The sequence below is a fragment of the Streptococcus sp. 27098_8_186 genome (assembly GCF_041432055.1).
Classification (GTDB): Bacteria; Bacillota; Bacilli; order Lactobacillales; family Streptococcaceae; genus Streptococcus; species Streptococcus dentalis.
The window spans coordinates 36,584-53,734 of sequence record NZ_JAPVYV010000011.1 but is presented as its reverse complement, the minus strand read 5'-3'; the positions used below and the strand labels follow the sequence as shown (position 1 = coordinate 53,734).

Here is a 17,151-nt window from a genome sequence, read left to right as displayed (position 1 = left end):
TGTTTGTCAAGAAGGGGGTTGGTTGGTCGTTGCATCGGGTAAAAAGAATTGGTATACTAGTAGAAAGAAAAAAGGAGGATGCTGTGACCTTTCGAAAATTACGTCTATTAATGTCCAAATATGGATTTAGTATTTTGTTTATGGGCTTTGAACTATGGGCATCCTTTGCGGCCTTCTTCTGGCTCAATAGATGGTTCCCGCATTGGCTATCTGTTGCAGTCATTGGGCTCTTATATGTGTCGACGATTCTAGCTATTGTTAATCGAAATACCCCGCCTGAAAATAAGGTTACCTGGCTCTTGATTGCGGTCATTCCTGTCTTTGGATCACTCTTGTATCTCATGTTTGGAGAGCGGCGTTTGTCCAAGAAGGAAATGATCCAGTTGGAAAATATGGAGTCCATGAAGTTTCGAGAGGACAATAGTCATCAGTTGCGTAAGGAGCTCAAGCAAGAAAGCAAGGCTGTCTATGGCTTGGTTAAGTCTATTTTATCCATGGACCACAATGCGGATCTCTACAATGGGACGGCATCGACCTTTTACCCTCTAGGGGAGGAGATGTATGCGCAACTACTAGAGGATCTGCGAGCAGCGAAAAAATTTATCTTCATCGAGTTTTACATCATTGACGAGGGCTTGATGTGGAACAGCATCCTAGAGATTTTAGAGCAGAAAGTGAAAGAGGGGGTTGAAGTCAAACTCCTTTATGACGATATCGGCTGTATGGCAACCTTGGCTGGGAACTATACCAAACGGTTGCGAAAGATGGGGATTGATGCCCATAAGTTTAACAAGGTGATCCCCCGTCTAACAGTGGCTTATAACAACCGAGACCACCGCAAGATTCTGGTCATTGATGGGCAGATCGGCTATACGGGTGGTGTCAATTTGGCAGACGAGTACATCAACCACATTGAGCGGTTTGGTCACTGGAAGGACAGTGCGATTCGCTTGGATGGACGAGCTGTTAAGGCCTTAACGAGACTGTTCCTCATGAACTGGTACATTAACCGTGGGGAAATCGAGGATTTTGACCGCTACCATATTGAAAACAAGGCAGTCAAAGGCGAAGGACTCTACATTCCCTATGGGAGTGGACCAAAGCCGATTTACAAGTCGCAGGTCGGAAAGACGGTTTATCAAAATATGATCAACCAAGCGACGGATTACGTCTATATCACGACTCCTTACCTGATCATCGATTATGATTTGACAGAAGATATCCGCAATGCAGCCCTTCGTGGGGTGGATGTTCGAATCGTGACTCCGCATATTCCGGATAAAAAATTAATCCAAATCGTAACTCGTGGGGCTTACTTGGATTTGATGGATGCTGGTGTGAAAATCTATGAGTACACGCCTGGTTTTGTCCACAGTAAGCAAGTGTTAGCAGATGATGAAATGGCGGTTGTAGGGTCGATTAACTTTGATTACCGCAGTTTGGTCCATCACTATGAAAATGCCGTCTGGATGTATCGGACGCCTGCCTTGAAAAAGATTCGGGAGGACTTTGACCATATCTTTGAAGTGTCTCAAGAAATTACAGAGGATACCTTCCGCTTTACATGGCACCAAAGCTTAATCAAGGAAATTATGCAATTGTTCGCACCGATGTTGTAATAGGTGTGGGCATACGGAAGAAAGAGTCAGAAGCTAAGAGATCTGACTCTTTTTTCGTAGGACTATGTGGCAAGAGGCTGACACGGTCGGCAGAATTTGGTATACTAGAAAAGATAGCGAGCTTTTTTAAAAGGAAAAAGCAGAGGAACATGGAAGAAAAGGAAAAAGAATGAGCGAAAAAGAGCAAGAAATGACTTCGAAAAAGTTAGGGCTTCACGTGGGAGTTAGTTTTCAGGATACACGTGAAATTCGCGAAGTGCTAGATAAATCAGTCTTTCGTGAAGAAGAGCCGACTCATAGCCAGCAGGCAGAAGTCTTGGAGGAGCCGGTTGCAATGGAGGAATTAGAGCCCATTAGTGATGCAAAGTCAGAACTAGTAGCAGAACCTGAACAAGAATCAGACCAGGAACCGGAGCAACCGCTCAGTCGGATGAGTCGTCGTTCGCGTAAAGCGGGAGTTGAAGCAACAAAAGCGGAAGTACCTAGCGTAGAAGAGAACACGGAGGAGTTAGAGGCAGATGTAGTAGCTGGGTCTGTGCGCCGTCAATGGAAGCGTCCAGTCCCTATGGAGATTCCTCTTGTGTTGAGTCTCTTGATTAGTTTACTGCATGTCGGGGTGCCATTTTTAACCCGTTTTGCCACCAATCAACAATCTCAAAATTTGTATGCTGGCTGGGCAATGACCAAGGGGCAAGTACCGTTTGGTGATTTTTACGGAACCAATGGTCTGCTCTATTATGCGATCAACTGGTTGGGAAGTTTAGCTGGTGGACATTGGATCTTGATGATCCTCCAAGCGATTGCCCTCTTCTTTGCGGGGACTTATCTCTATCGTGTTGTGCGCTTGCTGGTGTCTGATAAAGATACAGCGAAGAATGTCCAGTTACTCTTTTATTTCTTGGTGCTAGGCCTTGGTTTTGGAGGGACTTATGTGACTCTCTTTAGCCTTCCAATCCTATTTGCCAGCATGAATTTCATTTTGGCTTATCTGATTGGGTATCATAAGGATGAAGGATTTATCCTTTATGGTGCGATTGCAGCTGTGGCTTTCTTGATTGATCCGATGACCAGTGCCTTGTTTTATTTGTTGGCCTTCCTTGGATTAACAGCCTTTAATATCAAGCAGAAGAGATGGGCGCGTGGCTTTTATCAACTGCTAGCAGCTCTCCTTGGTTTTTCACTCGTCTTTTATCCAATTGGCTATATCACCGTTTTGAATCAGACTTTTGGCTATGCCATTAACCAAGTAACCTATGTCTTTAATGCCTTGAATTTCACGAATGGACAGACCTTCAGTAATGTTATTTATTACGGATTGTTGGCGCTCGCCTTTGGTTTAGTCTCTGCCTTTTTGATGTCCTTTACTAAGCAAAGTAGCAGTGCTCGCCGGATCTTCCGCTTTATGGGATGGGCAGGTAGCCTGGTAGTCCTCGTCGTGTCTATTGGTCTTCCTGAACAAGGCGCTTACCAATTGTTGCCAATGTTGCCATTTGTTCTTCCCTTGTTTGCGATCTGGTTCTCACGAGATGGGGAAGAAAACGACGGTATCGAACGTCGTGGTCGGAAGAAGAAAAACAAGGAAGTTTGGGCCGCTTACTTTACGAGCCAAGTTTTCTTACCGCTAGTAGCCCTTGTCTATCTGTTGGTGAATCCAGTGGTTCAAGATGTCGTGCTTCAGTCTGGCCAATCGAGTGAACGGAGCGCTATTGCCAGCTACATTAAACATCATACCAAGTCGAAAGATACCATTTATGCTTGGGATACAACGGCTACCATCTATCAAGAAAGTGATCGTTTGGCAGCTTCTGCCTTATTGACCCCGACGTCTTATCTGGGAATTAATGAAAATCGGACCAATGTAGTCCAACAAATCGATCGGTCTGAACCGAAGTATATTGTGGTCAATAATCAGGTAGAGTTGACCTCCAATATGAAGGACTTGCTCAAAGAAAATTATCGTCTGGTTGAGAAGAAATACAGTCGTTTCAAACTCTATCAACGCTCTTAAGAAAATCAATATCTTGTGTTTTAGAAAGTTTTTTAGAATTTTCACCACAAGATATTGATTTTTATTTTTGGAGTGGTATAATACAACTTGTATGTAAATAAATGAAGAGAGGCATGTTTGGTATGATCACCTTGAGAGAAGAAAAACTAAGAATGGTCCCGGATATTTTTGTTGAAAAACGAGATGGCCGCCGTGTTCAATTCGATGTTGAAAAAATTTATAAAGCCTTGTTGAAGGCGACAGAAGAAGTGACTTCTCTCACTCCAGTGATGGAAGCCAAACTAGAAGCCATTGTCGATCGTGTGATCGCAGAGATCTTGGAACGTTTTCCAAATGGCGTGAAGATCTATGAGATCCAAAATGTCGTCGAACATGAATTGCTTCAAGCCAACGAATATGCGATTGCTGAGAGCTACATTACTTATCGGACTCAGCGGGATTTTGAGCGCTCAAAAGCGACGGACATCAACTTTACGATTGGAAAACTCCTCAATAAGGACCAAGCTGTCGTCAATGAAAATGCCAATAAGGACAGCGATGTCTTTAATACGCAACGGGACTTGACGGCAGGGATTGTCGGTAAGTCTATTGGTCTTAAAATGTTGCCTAAACACGTAGCCAATGCCCACCAAAAAGGGGATATCCACTACCATGATTTGGACTATAGCCCTTATACACCGATGACCAACTGCTGTTTGATCGATTTTGAAGGCATGCTCAGAAATGGCTTTAAGATTGGGAATGCAGAAGTAGAAAGTCCTAAGTCCATCCAAACTGCAACGGCTCAAATCTCGCAGATTATTGCCAATGTAGCCTCTAGTCAGTACGGGGGTTGCTCAGCAGACCGGATCGATGAAGTTTTGGCCCCTTATGCAGAAAAGAACTACCAAAAACACTTAGCGGATGCCAAAGAGTGGGTGCTTCCTGAAAAGCAAGAGGACTACGCTTGGAGCAAGACACAAAAAGATATCTATGATGCCATGCAATCGCTGGAATATGAGATCAATACCCTCTTTACTTCGAACGGGCAAACCCCCTTTACTTCGCTTGGCTTTGGTCTTGGAACCAATCGCTTCGAGCGGGAAATCCAAAAGGCGATTTTGGAAATCAGAATCAAGGGACTTGGATCGGAACATCGGACCGCTATCTTTCCAAAACTGATCTTTACCCTCAAGCGGGGGCTCAACCTAGAATCTGGAACCCCTAACTATGATATCAAGCAATTGGCCTTGGAATGTGCGACGAAGCGCATGTACCCAGACGTTTTGTCTTATGACAAGATTGTCGAGTTGACAGGCTCCTTCAAGGTGCCAATGGGATGTCGCTCTTTCCTTCAAGGTTGGAAGGACGAGAATGGTGTGGAAGTTAATTCTGGTCGGATGAACCTAGGGGTTGTGACGGTCAATTTACCTCGGATTGCCTTGGAATCAGGCGGAGACAAGGAGAAGTTCTGGCAAATCTTTAATGAACGGATGAACATCGCTGAAGATGCCTTGGTTTACCGGGTGGAACGCACCAAAGAAGCAACACCAGCCAATGCACCGATTCTCTACCAATATGGCGCTTTCGGGAAACGCTTGGGCAAGTACGATCAGGTAGATCAGCTCTTCCGTCATCGCAGAGCAACTGTTTCTCTTGGCTATATCGGACTCTATGAAGTCGCAACCGTCTTTTATGGTCCAAATTGGGAACACAATCCAGAAGCCAAACAATTCACGATCGATATCATCAAGGATATGAAAGCGCGCGTGGAAGAATGGTCTGACCAGTATGATTACCACTTCTCTATCTATTCGACACCGTCAGAAAGCTTGACAGATCGCTTCTGTCGCCTGGATACGGAGAAATTTGGTAAGGTTCCGGATATCACAGACAAGGAATACTACACCAATAGTTTCCACTACGATGTTCGTAAGAACCCAACCCCATTTGAGAAGTTGGATTTTGAAAAAGTATATCCAGAAGCTGGGGCGTCTGGTGGTTTTATCCACTACTGTGAATACCCTGTGCTCCAACAAAATCCAAAAGCCCTTGAAGCGGTTTGGGATTATGCCTATGACCGGGTCGGTTATCTCGGAACCAATACGCCGATTGACCGTTGTTACAAGTGTGATTTTGAGGGAGACTTCACGCCGACTGAGCGCGGATTTGCTTGTCCAAACTGTGGCAATAGCGATCCGAAAACGGTTGATGTGGTCAAACGGACCTGTGGTTATCTAGGAAACCCTCAAGCTCGTCCGATGGTCAATGGCCGTCATAAGGAAATTGCTGCACGTGTCAAACACATGAATGGATCCACTATCAAATCAGCTGGACACCAAGTGACAAATTAGAAAAGGACATTATGGGAAAATACCAATTAGATGATAAAGGTAAGGCTCAGGTTCAACGATTCCACGAGAAGCATTCAAAGGGTGGAATCAATAAAAAAGACCGAGTAGCCAGCCTAAGAGAGCAATTTTTAAATAAAAATAAGAAAAAGTGAGAGTTCGCTCTCGCTTTTCTCGTATGGGGGAGGTAAAGATGGAATTACGCAGACCAACATTAGCAGATAAAGAAACCATTCTAAACATGATGACAGAGTTCGAAGAGACCCAGTCGGCCCACGACGGCGGCTTTTGGGATGCTGAGAACTTTGATTATGAGGAGTGGCTAGAAACTAACCTTGATAAAGAAATGGGAATAGGATTGCCTGAAAATCGCGTTCCATCAATTCAGTTCGTATTGTTTGATGAATCAGGTCATGCTTTAGGTTTTTTGAATCTACGGCTGAGACTAAATGAGGGATTGCTGAATTATGCTGGTCATATCGGTTATTCCATCCGCCCTTCTGAAAGGGGAAAAGGTTATGCCAAGGAAGCTCTCTATCAAGGTCTGCAACTAGCTAAAGAAAAGAACATCCATCGTGCTCTGGTGACATGTAGCACGGAAAATCCGGCCAGCCGAGAGGTTATCTTAGCTAATGGCGGTCAATTTGAAGATGTTCGAAATGGAACGGAGCGTTATTGGATAGAAGTGGAGTAAAAGGATGACATGGAATACACCTAAACCAGGCGAATGGAAGAGTGAGGAACTGAGTCAAGGGCGTATCATTGATTACAAGGCTTTTAACTTTGTCGATGGTGAAGGGGTGCGCAATTCCCTTTATGTGGCCGGCTGCATGTTTCACTGTGAGGGCTGTTACAATGTAGCGACCTGGTCTTTCAATGCAGGTATTCCCTATACCAAAGAGTTGGAAGAGCAGATCATGGCCGATCTGGCCCAACCTTATGTCCAGGGCTTGACCTTGCTTGGAGGGGAACCCTTTCTCAACACAGGCATCCTTCTGCCCTTGGTCAAGCGCGTGAGAAAGGAGTTGCCTGATAAAGATATCTGGTCTTGGACCGGCTACACCTGGGAAGAAATGATGCTAGAGACACCAGACAAACTAGATCTTCTATCACTGATTGATATTCTGGTCGATGGGCGCTATGATAAGAGCAAGCGCAACCTCATGTTGCAGTTCCGTGGCTCTTCTAACCAGCGGATCATTGATGTTCAAAAATCATTGAAAGAAGGAAAAGTCGTCATCTGGGATAAGCTCAATGACGGAAGGGAAAGTTTTGAGCAGGTCAAGCGGGACGATCTTTTGTAATCGCTTCAAAAAACCGGGTTTTGCACTCGGTTTTTTTGGATTCTCTGCATAAGTATACAAGAGATTTCTCTAGTTTTAGAAAACGCTTATTTTATAAATGTCTATAATGGACAAAATGGTGATAATTAATGCATTTTTTAATAAAAATATGTTACAATAAATATGATTAGGACTAATTGGAGGTATTTATGTCACAAAGGAGACGGTGCCGTCGTTCAGAACATAAGTGGGGGCAATTGCGAATCATTAATTCCGTATTGCTTATTTTTTTGCTTATGAGTGCAAGTTGGGCGACCTATACCATGTTGGCCAATAACATCTTGGCTTTTCGCTATGTTAATATTCTCGTGATTGTACTACTAGCTCTTCTCTTGCTCTTGTCAGCTTGGTTTGTGATCAAAAATCAGGCCAAAAAGACAACGTTCGTCCTGCTTCTTGTCGGCTTATTGGCTAGTTCAGGAGTTTTGTTTGCTAGCCAACAGCTTTTGAATCTGACCAGTAATGTCAATGGCCACTCTAACTATACAGAGTTTGAGATGGCTGTCTATGTCAAGAAAGACAGTGACATCAAAGATATCAAAGAAATCAAGGAAGTGGTGGCACCAAAGGGCAACAATAACGAAGCCAATCTTACTGCCCTCTTGGACAACATCAAAAAGACCAAGGGTCAGGAAATTTCTGTAGTGGATGCACCGACTTATCTAGATGCCTATAAGAGTCTGCAGGAAGGGAATGCCTCTGCTATGGTCCTCAACAGTACCTTTGAGGATACCATTGCCGCAGAAGATGCGGACTATGCGAAGAAGTTGAAGAAAATCTATTCCTACAAGATCCGAAAAGAAGTGGCAGCGACGAGCAAGGTGTCTGCCAATGCGGATGTCTTTAACATCTATGTCAGCGGGATCGATACCTATGGTCCGGTAACCTCGGTTTCTCGTTCAGATGTCAATATCATCATGACGGTCAATCGGAAGACCAAGCAAGTCCTATTGACAACGACACCACGGGATGCCTATGTACCGATTGCAGATGGTGGTAATAACCAAAATGATAAGTTGACCCATGCGGGGATCTACGGAGTGGATGCTTCTATCCATACCCTTGAGAATCTCTATGATATCAAGCTCAACTACTACGTTCGTCTCAATTTCACATCCTTCCTCAAGTTGATTGACCTTCTAGGGGGAATCGATGTGGAAAATGACCAGGAATTCACGAGCCTTCATGGCAAGTTCCATTTCCCAGTTGGCAAAGTCCATTTGAATTCGGAGCAAGCCCTCGGTTTTGTTCGCGAACGCTACTCTCTTCAAGGTGGCGACAATGACCGTGGGAAAAACCAAGAAAAAGTCATTGCAGCTATTATCAAAAAGTTGACCTCTACTAAGGTTTTAAGCAACTACAATGAGATTATTGGAAACCTCCAAGATTCTGTCCAAACCAACATGCAGTTGCCGACTATGATGAACTTGATCAATACCCAGCTAGAATCGGGTGGCTCTTATGAGGTGACTTCCCAAGCAATCACCGGTCAAGGACGCACCGACTTACCATCTTATGCCATGCCTGGTTACAACCTCTATGTTATGGAGTTGGATCAAGCCAGCTTGACCAAGGCTAAGGAAACCATTCAAAAAGTAATGGAAGGAAAAGAAAAATGATTGATATCCACTCGCACATCGTCTTTGATGTGGATGATGGACCAAAGACAAGAGAAGATACGCGTGCCTTATTGGAAGAAAGCTATCGCCAAGGGGTACGGACCATTATCTCCACTTCTCATCGCCGCAAGGGAATGTTTGAAACTCCCGAAGAAAAGATTTCTGAAAATTTTCAAGAAGTGAAAAAAATTGCGGCAGAGGTCGCGCCAGATTTAACGATTCATTATGGGGCAGAGATCTACTTTACCAATGATGTCTTGAAAAAACTGGAAGAAAAGATCATTCCACGTTTGGCAGATACGCGCTTTGCTCTGATCGAATTCAGCATGGGAACACCTTACAAGGAGATTCATACCGCTTTGGACCGCTTACTCCATCTAGGTGTGACACCAGTGGTGGCCCATATCGAGCGCTACAAGTGCTTGGAGAAAAATGAGGAGCGCGTGCAAGAGATGATTAACATGGGCTGCTACATGCAGATCAATAGTTCTAGTGTTCTCAAGCCTCGCCTCTTTGGGGATGAACAAAAACAACTCAAAAAACGAGCTCGGTACTTCTTAGAAAAAGACTTGGTACACTTTGTTGCCAGTGATATGCACAATGTGGATAAACGACCGCCTTATATGGCAGAAGCCTATCGCTTGATCAAGGAAGAATACGGAGAACAAAGAGCACAAGCTCTCTTTGTCAGCAATCAAGAACTCTTGTTAGCGGATGAATTAATCTAACCATGAAACAGGTGGAGAGATCCACACGAAGGAGTAATTAGGAAATGAACAATCAAGAAAATCAAGCAGTGGAAATTGATGTTTTCGCTATGCTGAAGACCCTATGGAAACGCAAGTTCTCAATCGTTTTGGTCGCTCTTGTCTTTGCCATCGCAGCATTTGGCTATAGTGCCTTTTTAGCCAAAAAAGAATACCAAAGTACTAGCCGGATCTATGTGGTCAGTCGTCAAAACCAAGACAACAATGCCTTGACAAACTCGGATTTGCAGGCGGGTTCTTACTTGGTTAAAGACTACCGTGAGATCATCCTTTCTCAAAATGTATTGAGTCAAGCCATCGAAGAATTGAAACTCGATCTGACACCAGCTGAGCTGTCGAAAAAGATCAGTGTATCCGTTCCGACAGATACTCGTATCCTTTCCATCACGGCTAAGGATGGAGATCCAAAAGAAGCGGCCCGCATTGCCAATGGCCTTCGAAATGTAGCAGCTGCAAAGATCATCTCTGTGACCAAGGTGTCAGATGTTACGACTTTGGATGAAGCAGAAGTGCCTCAATCACCTTCTTCACCAAATATCCGACGCAATGTCCTTCTTGGCTTTATTGCTGGAGCTGGCTTGATGGTGGTTCTCATGGTCGTAGTAGAAGTCTTGGACGATCGTGTCAAGAGACCAGAGGATATCGAAGAATTGATGGGCTTCACCTTACTTGGTATTGTGCCAGATATTAAGAAATTGTAGACCGAGGAACGCATGAATACATTAGAAATTTCAAAAAATAAACTACAAGAAATCCATAAGGCAGAGGAGTATTTCAATGCTCTTGCGACGAATATCCAATTGAGTGGTGTGAATCTGAAAGTCATCGCTGTCTCATCTGTTAAAGAAAACGAAGGAAAATCAACCACTTCAACCAACTTGGCCGTTGCCTTTGCGCGTGCGGGTTATAAGACTCTCTTAGTCGACTGCGATATCCGGAACTCTGTCATGACAGGGGTTTTCCGTAGCCGTGATAAGATCCAAGGATTGACTGACTTCTTATCTGGTCGTAGCCAATTGAACCAAATTTTATATCCTACTGATTTTCCAAACTTGGATATCATCGAATCTGGACAGGTCGCGCCAAACCCAACGGGTCTCTTGCAAAGTAAGAACTTCACCGTGATGATGGATGCCCTACGTGAGCATTTTGACTACATCATTGTCGATACACCTCCAATCGGAATCGTGATCGATGCGGCGATTATCGCTCAACGCTGTGATGGAACCGTCTTGATCACGGAATCTGGTGCCAATGGACGCAAGGCTGTCCAAAAGGCGAAGGAACAATTAGAACAAACAGGCACCCCTTTCTTAGGAGTAGTGCTCAATAAATTTAACATTAAAGCTACCGAGTATGGTTCGTATGGTGGATATGGATCTTACGGGGAATATGGGAAAAAGTAAAGAATAGGATCGAGGGAAAATGGGAGAAGAAAGAATTGAACTGGAAAAATTAACGATTGTTCTCTTTCAAAGTTTGGCTGTCCTATTTTCAGCTTACATTGTGAGCTTTTTTAAGAATGCAGAATACACGCCACAGACGATCGCGGTGCTCTATCTTTTGCACTTTGTAGCCTTTTACATTAGCAATGTCTCCTATCGTTTTTACAGTAGGGGTTACCTAGATGAGCTCTTTCAGGTCTTGAAATACAATGTATTTTTCGCTGTTGGGATCACCTTTACCTCTTTTATGCTCGATGGGGTCTTTTCTATCTCTCGACGGGGGATGATCTACTTCTTTCTTTTTAATACCTTTGCCGTCTATGCCATGGATCTCTTGCTTAAGAGATACCGGAAATCTGTTTCACCACGGCGGAAAAGTTCGAGAAAGATCTTCTTGATCACAGCGACCAGTCGGATGGAAAAAGTATTTGATATCTTGCATTCACCCAACCTCTATCATGGAGATCTAATCGGTGTCACTGTCATGGACAATACGGATTTTGCTCATTCAGGTGTCAGGGTGGTGCAGCCGGATCAAATGATGAACTTTGTGACCAAGGAAGTGGTGGATGAAGTCTTTATCAATCTGCCAAGTGAGGACTATAATATAAGTGACTTCGTCTCGGAGTTTGAGAGTATGGGGATCGATGTGTCGGTCAATCTCAATGCCTTTAACTTCGCTTCCTTAGGCAATAAACGGGTTCGAGAAGTCGGGGGACTAAGCGTCGTCACTTTCTCAACCAATTTTTACAAACCGAGCCACGTATTTGCAAAACGTCTCTTGGACATTGCAGGAGCTTTCTTTGGCCTCTTGATTTGTGGACTAGTGAGTATCGTTTTGGTCCCTCTAATCCGCAAAGATGGCGGTCCTGCCTTCTTTGTACAGAAGCGGGTCGGAAAGAACGGACGGTATTTTAACTTCTATAAATTCCGCTCCATGCGCGTGGATGCCGAAGAGATTAAAAAAGATCTGATGGCGCAAAACACCATGACAGGTGGGATGTTTAAGATGGAAAACGATCCACGGGTAACACCGATCGGACGCTTTATCCGTAAGACCAGTCTTGATGAATTGCCACAATTTTACAATGTTCTGATCGGTGACATGAGTCTAGTCGGAACTCGTCCTCCAACGGTAGATGAATACCAAGACTATACGCCAGCCCAAAAACGTAGACTCAGTTTCAAGCCAGGGATTACCGGGCTTTGGCAAGTGAGCGGACGCAGTGAGATTACAGACTTTGACGAAGTGGTCAAACTCGATGTTGCATACATGGATGATTGGACGATCTGGAGAGATATTCAGATCCTGCTAAAGACCGTGAAGGTTGTACTTAGAAAAGAAGGAGCGAAGTAGGCTGTGAGTAAAGTTAGACAGATTCAATTAGGAGAACTATCCTTATTAGAAAAGTATATTGAGATTTGCACAAAACACAATCTTCGATACTATGCTTTAGGGGGCACTTTATTGGGAGCCATTCGTCACAAAGGCTTTATCCCTTGGGATGACGATATGGATTTGGGCATGCCTAGAAAAGACTATGAAAAGTTTCTGGAAATTTGCCAAAACGAATTACCAAGCAATGTCATCTTGAGAATCCATGATGATAATTTAGGCAATACATCCATCATGGATACCTCGCTTCAAATTGAATTTGGTGGGGTTGTGTGTAGTCCTTTTATCGATGTGTTTCCTTTAGATGGTTACCCATCAGATGGCTTCCACTATTTCTTACACACCAATAAAATTAAGTATTACCGTGCCCTTTCCAAAATATCTGTCATCAATCGATTGCACAATCGCGACCGAGGTTTCTTTGAAAATTCAATTGTGAAGGTTTCTAAGATCCTTCACCTAGACAAATTACTAAATACTGAAAAAATCAATCAAAAGTTACAAAATACGATTAAAAAATATGACTTTGAGACAAGTGATCTCGTGGGAAATGTATTAGGCTCATATCGTGAGAGAGAATTGGCCTACAAAGAAGTATTTGGGGAGCCACAACTCCTTGATTTTGAAACCATTAAAATCAGTGGTCATGCTGATCCGGATGCTTATCTGACAAAAATTTATGGCGATTATATGAAGTTGCCAGAAGAATCAGAGCAAAAAGGTCACTTTGAATCCACTTGGGGAGAATAAGCTTGAAAAGTTTTACAATGATGGGGGTCAGAATTGACCCTTTAACAATGGCAGAAACCGTTGCTGCTACAGAAAAATTTGTCCGAGATAAAAAACCACTCCATTTGATGGGGGTCAACGCAGATAAGCTCAATCAGTGTGCGACAGACGAAGCCATCAAGAAGATTGTCAATGAATCTGAAATCATCAATGCAGACGGTGCTTCTGTTGTTCTCGCAGCGCGCTATTTGGGCTATTCTGTGCCAGAGCGCGTGGCAGGCATTGATTTGATGCAGAAATTGCTCCATTTAGCCAATGAAAAAGGCTACTCTGTCTACTTCTTCGGAGCAAAAGAGGAAGTCTTGACCGATATGTTAGCTATCTTTAAAAAGGATTTTCCAAATCTCCGAGTAGTGGGCCATCGCAATGGCTATTTCTCTGCTGAAGAGGAGGAGGCTATTCAAGAAGATATTCGTGAGAAGAAGCCAGATTTTGTCTTTGTCGGCATTACCTCTCCTAAAAAAGAGTACTTGATCCAGAAGTTTATGAACAATGGAGTCAATTCTGTCTTTATGGGAGTGGGAGGAAGCTTTGATGTCCTTTCAGGACATATCAAGCGGGCACCTATGTGGATGCAAAAAGCCAATCTGGAATGGTTGTTCCGTGTGGCCAACGAACCCAAACGGCTCTTTAAGCGTTATTTTGTAGGAAATGCCACTTTTATTAAGAGAGTAGTACATGAAAAACGGAAAGCAAAAAAATAATATTCTTCACATTTCGCGGACCATGGATATCGGTGGAGCGGAACGTATTGTCTATCAGTTGGCGACAGACCTCAAGGATGAATTTGACCAGGTTCATGTCGCATCAACTGGTGGATTGTGGGAAGAAAAACTAGCAGAGAATGGGATTCAACACCATCGGATTCTAGACATCGATAGCAAACAGCCAGCTACGGTGCTCAAGATCCTTGCTAGTCTCTCCAAGATCATCAAAGAAAATGAGATTACTCTTGTCCACACCCATCACCGGATGGCTGCTTTCTATATTCGTTTGCTGCAGATGCGCCATCCGAACTTGCTCCATGTCTATACAGCTCATAATGTTTTTAAGGACAAATTACCACTTTATAAATTCGCCCTAGGAAAGGCTCGAACGGTTGCTGTCAGTCAAGCTGTCCAGGAAAATATCCTTAATGATGTGAGGTCAAAAAACTCTATTGTGATTTATAATGGAGTAAAAATGAAACAAAGTGAGCATACAGTAAATGAAATTACTCAGTGTGACGGTATCAAAATAGGATGTATCGCTCGCCTGTCCGAACAAAAAGGGTTACCCTATCTGATCGAAGCTATGTCACTAGTGACAAATCCAAGTGTATCCTTGTTTCTTATCGGTGATGGAGAATTGAAAAATGATTTGATAAATCAAACCAAGGAGCTGGATTTGGAAGAAAGAATTCATTTTTTAGGTTATCGGAGCGACGTGGTAGAGTGTATCAATAGCTTTGACTTTTGTGTTCTTCCATCGATTTTTGAAGGATTTGGATTGGTTGCAATCGAGGCCTTTATGAACGGCAAAACCATGATTGCAACAGATATTCCAGGTGTGAACGAAGTAGTGAATTCTGAGAATGGGCTCCTCGTCCCAGCTGAGGATCCGCAAGCCTTAGCTCAAGCAATTAAACAATTAGCAGGGGATCCTGAGAAAAGAGCCTCTTTAGCTGCTCAAGCAAAGAGAGATTATGAAAGCAAGTATAGCTATCCGATCTTTTTAGACAACTATCGCAACTTTTACCAATTCATGAGGAAGGGTTCAAAATGAAAAAAGTAATGTTGGTGTTTGGGACGCGTCCAGAAGCCATTAAAATGTGTCCTTTGGTCAATGAACTCAAACAACACGATACCATTGAAACCGTAGTCTGTGTAACGGGGCAGCACAAGGAAATGCTGGACCAAGTGTTAGACGTTTTTCGTGTTGTTCCAGACTATAATCTAGGCATTATGAAGGCCAATCAAACATTATTTACCATTACGACCTCTATCTTGGAAAAAATCCAACCGGTATTAGAAGAGGAAAAACCTGATATTGTCCTCGTCCATGGGGATACCACAACCACCTTTGCAACAGCTTTGGCGGCCTTTTATATGGGCATCAAAGTGGGGCATGTGGAAGCAGGTCTTCGGACTTACAATCTTCAAAGCCCATATCCTGAAGAGTTTAACCGTCAAGCTACTTCCATAGTGGCAGATTACAATTTTGCTCCAACCCAGGTTTCAAAAGAGAATCTTCAAAAAGAAGGACGGACCAATATTTTCGTTACAGGAAATACTGTTATTGATGCCTTAAAAACAACGGTAAAAGAAGACTACGACCACCCTATATTGGAGTGGGCAAAAGGGAGCAAGCTCATCATGTTGACGGCCCACCGTCGCGAAAACCTTGGAGAACCTATGGAGCACATGTTCCGTGCGGTCAACCGGATTTTGGATGAGTTTGAAGATGTAAAGGTGGTCTATCCCATCCACAAAAATCCAAAGGTCAGAGAATTGGCCAGCAAGGTTTTTGGAGAGAATGAGCGAATGAAAATCATTGAGCCCTTGGAAGTGATTGATTTTCATAATTTCATGAATCAAAGCTATATGATCTTGACGGACTCAGGTGGCGTCCAAGAAGAAGCGCCTTCTTTAGGAAAACCTGTCATTGTCATGCGTGATACGACAGAACGTCCAGAAGGTATGGCTGCAGGGACTTTGAAATTGGTCGGAACAGAAGAAGAAAACATCTATCGCAACTTTAAACTCCTTCTGGAAGATCAAGACGAATACGAGAAGATGAGCCAGGCAAGTAATCCTTATGGGGATGGAACGGCTTGTCAACAGATTGTAGAAATTATCATGAAGGGATTAGCATAATGGAAAAGGTTTCGATTGTCATACCGGTCTATAATGTCGAGGAGTATTTACAGTATAGTGTCGGTAGTCTTAGACAACAGACCTATTCAAATATTGAAATCATCTTAGTTGATGATGGATCGACGGATCGATCAGGAGAAATTTGCGACCAGTATGCTCAGGAAGATGACCGTATTCGAGTTTTTCATGTCGAAAACGGCGGGCAATCTCGAGCAAGAAATATTGGAGTCCAGCAGGCAAGCTCTGATTGGATTATGTTTCTAGATGCGGATGACTACTATAATACAAAAGCTGTTGAATATTTAGTGGCTTTAAAAGATCAGTATGCTGTCGATTTGGTTGTGACCTCTATCGTAGAAGTGCGAGATCACCAGACTGATTTGATCGCCGGTGACCTTCCGCTGGAAGATAGCAAAAAACTAGATCGCCGTACAGCCCTTCTTCATATGTTTTATGGGAATAGTGTAGGGACCCATCCTGGAGGAAAACTCTACAAGAAAGAGATCTTACTCCAGTACCCCTATCCAGAAGGAATGATCTACGAAGATTTGGCCATTGCCTATGAGCATATTGCTGCTTGTAAGGAGATTGCTGTAAGCAACCTTAATCTTTATAAATACTATCGAAGAGCGGGTAGTACAGTCAATTCGAAGTATAGCGATCGCCTTTTGAATTTTTACAAGGCTATGGAATGGAACAGAGCCTATGTCGAGAGAGACTATCCTGATGATCCGGAAATGAAAAAAGCGGTCAATACCCGCTATGTCTTTAATGGCTTGCATGTGGTCCATGCTATGCTGGGTTCTCATATGTATGATCAGGTTAACAAAATTCGCAAAGAGTATCGTCGCTATTGGAAAGATATTCTAATCAATTCACATATTACAAGAAAAAATAAACTCAAATACCTTCTTTTGCTCCTTTCTCCACATTTGTATCAAAAGGTGAGAGCAAAACTAGGCTAGATTACTAAAAAGCCG

General features: G+C 43.3%; 16 protein-coding genes. All 16 read left to right on the top strand.

Going from position 1 to position 17,151, the window contains the following annotated elements:
* The first annotated feature begins 83 nt into the window (after positions 1–83).
* The gene (gene cls, locus O3602_RS09165) at positions 84–1,619 is read left to right on the top strand and encodes a cardiolipin synthase (RefSeq protein WP_371611528.1); all 1,536 of its coding nucleotides are present in this window, start codon (positions 84–86) and stop codon (positions 1,617–1,619) included.
* A 169-nt stretch (positions 1,620–1,788) separates the two neighbouring features.
* Positions 1,789–3,627, top strand: a complete 1,839-nt coding sequence (locus O3602_RS09160; RefSeq protein ID WP_371611527.1) for an MFS transporter — start codon at positions 1,789–1,791, stop codon at positions 3,625–3,627.
* A 122-nt stretch (positions 3,628–3,749) separates the two neighbouring features.
* Positions 3,750–5,960: an anaerobic ribonucleoside-triphosphate reductase gene (nrdD, locus tag O3602_RS09155; protein ID WP_371611531.1), complete on the top strand. Its 2,211-nt coding sequence runs from the start codon at positions 3,750–3,752 to the stop codon at positions 5,958–5,960.
* Positions 5,961–5,971: 11 nt separating this feature from the next.
* Positions 5,972–6,112 carry a hypothetical protein gene (locus O3602_RS09150; RefSeq protein ID WP_003002079.1) on the top strand — a complete coding sequence of 47 codons (141 nt, stop codon included), beginning with the start codon at positions 5,972–5,974 and terminating at the stop codon, positions 6,110–6,112.
* A 38-nt stretch (positions 6,113–6,150) separates the two neighbouring features.
* Positions 6,151–6,651, top strand: coding sequence for a GNAT family N-acetyltransferase (locus O3602_RS09145; protein WP_037606886.1), 501 nt, complete (start codon positions 6,151–6,153; stop codon positions 6,649–6,651).
* Between the two features lie 4 nt (positions 6,652–6,655).
* Positions 6,656–7,261, top strand: coding sequence for an anaerobic ribonucleoside-triphosphate reductase activating protein (gene nrdG, locus O3602_RS09140; protein WP_371611526.1), 606 nt, complete (start codon positions 6,656–6,658; stop codon positions 7,259–7,261).
* 188 nt (positions 7,262–7,449) lie between these two features.
* On the top strand, positions 7,450–8,919 hold the full coding sequence (locus O3602_RS09135; RefSeq protein WP_003012842.1) for an LCP family protein: 1,470 nt from the start codon (positions 7,450–7,452) through the stop codon (positions 8,917–8,919).
* Positions 8,916–9,647 carry a capsular polysaccharide biosynthesis protein Cps4B gene (gene cps4B / locus O3602_RS09130; RefSeq protein WP_003012712.1) on the top strand — a complete coding sequence of 244 codons (732 nt, stop codon included), beginning with the start codon at positions 8,916–8,918 and terminating at the stop codon, positions 9,645–9,647. Before O3602_RS09135 ends, cps4B begins: the two co-directional genes overlap by 4 nt.
* Positions 9,648–9,691: 44 nt before the next feature.
* Positions 9,692–10,387, top strand: a complete 696-nt coding sequence (locus tag O3602_RS09125) for a Wzz/FepE/Etk N-terminal domain-containing protein (RefSeq protein WP_003012938.1) — start codon at positions 9,692–9,694, stop codon at positions 10,385–10,387.
* Between the two features lie 12 nt (positions 10,388–10,399).
* Positions 10,400–11,092 carry a tyrosine-protein kinase gene (locus tag O3602_RS09120; protein ID WP_003012902.1) on the top strand — a complete coding sequence of 231 codons (693 nt, stop codon included), beginning with the start codon at positions 10,400–10,402 and terminating at the stop codon, positions 11,090–11,092.
* Between the two features lie 19 nt (positions 11,093–11,111).
* A complete protein-coding gene (locus O3602_RS09115) occupies positions 11,112–12,488 on the top strand; it encodes a sugar transferase (protein WP_003012763.1) in 1,377 nt (458 codons plus the stop codon).
* A 3-nt stretch (positions 12,489–12,491) separates the two neighbouring features.
* Positions 12,492–13,277: a phosphorylcholine transferase LicD gene (locus O3602_RS09110; protein ID WP_023919863.1), complete on the top strand. Its 786-nt coding sequence runs from the start codon at positions 12,492–12,494 to the stop codon at positions 13,275–13,277.
* 20 nt (positions 13,278–13,297) lie between these two features.
* A complete protein-coding gene (locus O3602_RS09105) occupies positions 13,298–14,020 on the top strand; it encodes a WecB/TagA/CpsF family glycosyltransferase (protein ID WP_371611529.1) in 723 nt (240 codons plus the stop codon).
* Positions 13,995–15,080 carry a glycosyltransferase family 4 protein gene (locus O3602_RS09100; RefSeq protein ID WP_320911094.1) on the top strand — a complete coding sequence of 362 codons (1,086 nt, stop codon included), beginning with the start codon at positions 13,995–13,997 and terminating at the stop codon, positions 15,078–15,080. The genes O3602_RS09105 and O3602_RS09100 overlap by 26 nt, the downstream gene beginning before the upstream one ends.
* On the top strand, positions 15,077–16,171 hold the full coding sequence (gene wecB, locus O3602_RS09095) for a non-hydrolyzing UDP-N-acetylglucosamine 2-epimerase (protein WP_371611525.1): 1,095 nt from the start codon (positions 15,077–15,079) through the stop codon (positions 16,169–16,171). Before O3602_RS09100 ends, wecB begins: the two co-directional genes overlap by 4 nt.
* On the top strand, positions 16,171–17,136 hold the full coding sequence (locus O3602_RS09090) for a glycosyltransferase family 2 protein (protein ID WP_371611524.1): 966 nt from the start codon (positions 16,171–16,173) through the stop codon (positions 17,134–17,136). The genes wecB and O3602_RS09090 overlap by 1 nt, the downstream gene beginning before the upstream one ends.
* Positions 17,137–17,151 lie beyond the last annotated feature (15 nt).

Bases quoted from the DNA above. Each gene is read 5' to 3' on its own strand.
- O3602_RS09105 (WP_371611529.1), top strand. From the start codon at position 13,298: ATGGGGGTCAGAATTGACCCTTTAACAATGGCAGAAACCGTTGCTGCT.
- O3602_RS09115 (WP_003012763.1), top strand. From the start codon at position 11,112: ATGGGAGAAGAAAGAATTGAACTGGAAAAATTAACGATTGTTCTCTTT.
- O3602_RS09145 (WP_037606886.1), top strand. From the start codon at position 6,151: ATGGAATTACGCAGACCAACATTAGCAGATAAAGAAACCATTCTAAAC.
- cps4B (WP_003012712.1), top strand. From the start codon at position 8,916: ATGATTGATATCCACTCGCACATCGTCTTTGATGTGGATGATGGACCA.
- wecB (WP_371611525.1), top strand. From the start codon at position 15,077: ATGAAAAAAGTAATGTTGGTGTTTGGGACGCGTCCAGAAGCCATTAAA.
- O3602_RS09120 (WP_003012902.1), top strand. From the start codon at position 10,400: ATGAATACATTAGAAATTTCAAAAAATAAACTACAAGAAATCCATAAG.
- O3602_RS09135 (WP_003012842.1), top strand. From the start codon at position 7,450: ATGTCACAAAGGAGACGGTGCCGTCGTTCAGAACATAAGTGGGGGCAA.
- O3602_RS09100 (WP_320911094.1), top strand. From the start codon at position 13,995: ATGAAAAACGGAAAGCAAAAAAATAATATTCTTCACATTTCGCGGACC.
- O3602_RS09125 (WP_003012938.1), top strand. From the start codon at position 9,692: ATGAACAATCAAGAAAATCAAGCAGTGGAAATTGATGTTTTCGCTATG.
- O3602_RS09160 (WP_371611527.1), top strand. From the start codon at position 1,789: ATGAGCGAAAAAGAGCAAGAAATGACTTCGAAAAAGTTAGGGCTTCAC.
- nrdG (WP_371611526.1), top strand. From the start codon at position 6,656: ATGACATGGAATACACCTAAACCAGGCGAATGGAAGAGTGAGGAACTG.
- O3602_RS09090 (WP_371611524.1), top strand. From the start codon at position 16,171: ATGGAAAAGGTTTCGATTGTCATACCGGTCTATAATGTCGAGGAGTAT.
- O3602_RS09150 (WP_003002079.1), top strand. From the start codon at position 5,972: ATGGGAAAATACCAATTAGATGATAAAGGTAAGGCTCAGGTTCAACGA.
- nrdD (WP_371611531.1), top strand. From the start codon at position 3,750: ATGATCACCTTGAGAGAAGAAAAACTAAGAATGGTCCCGGATATTTTT.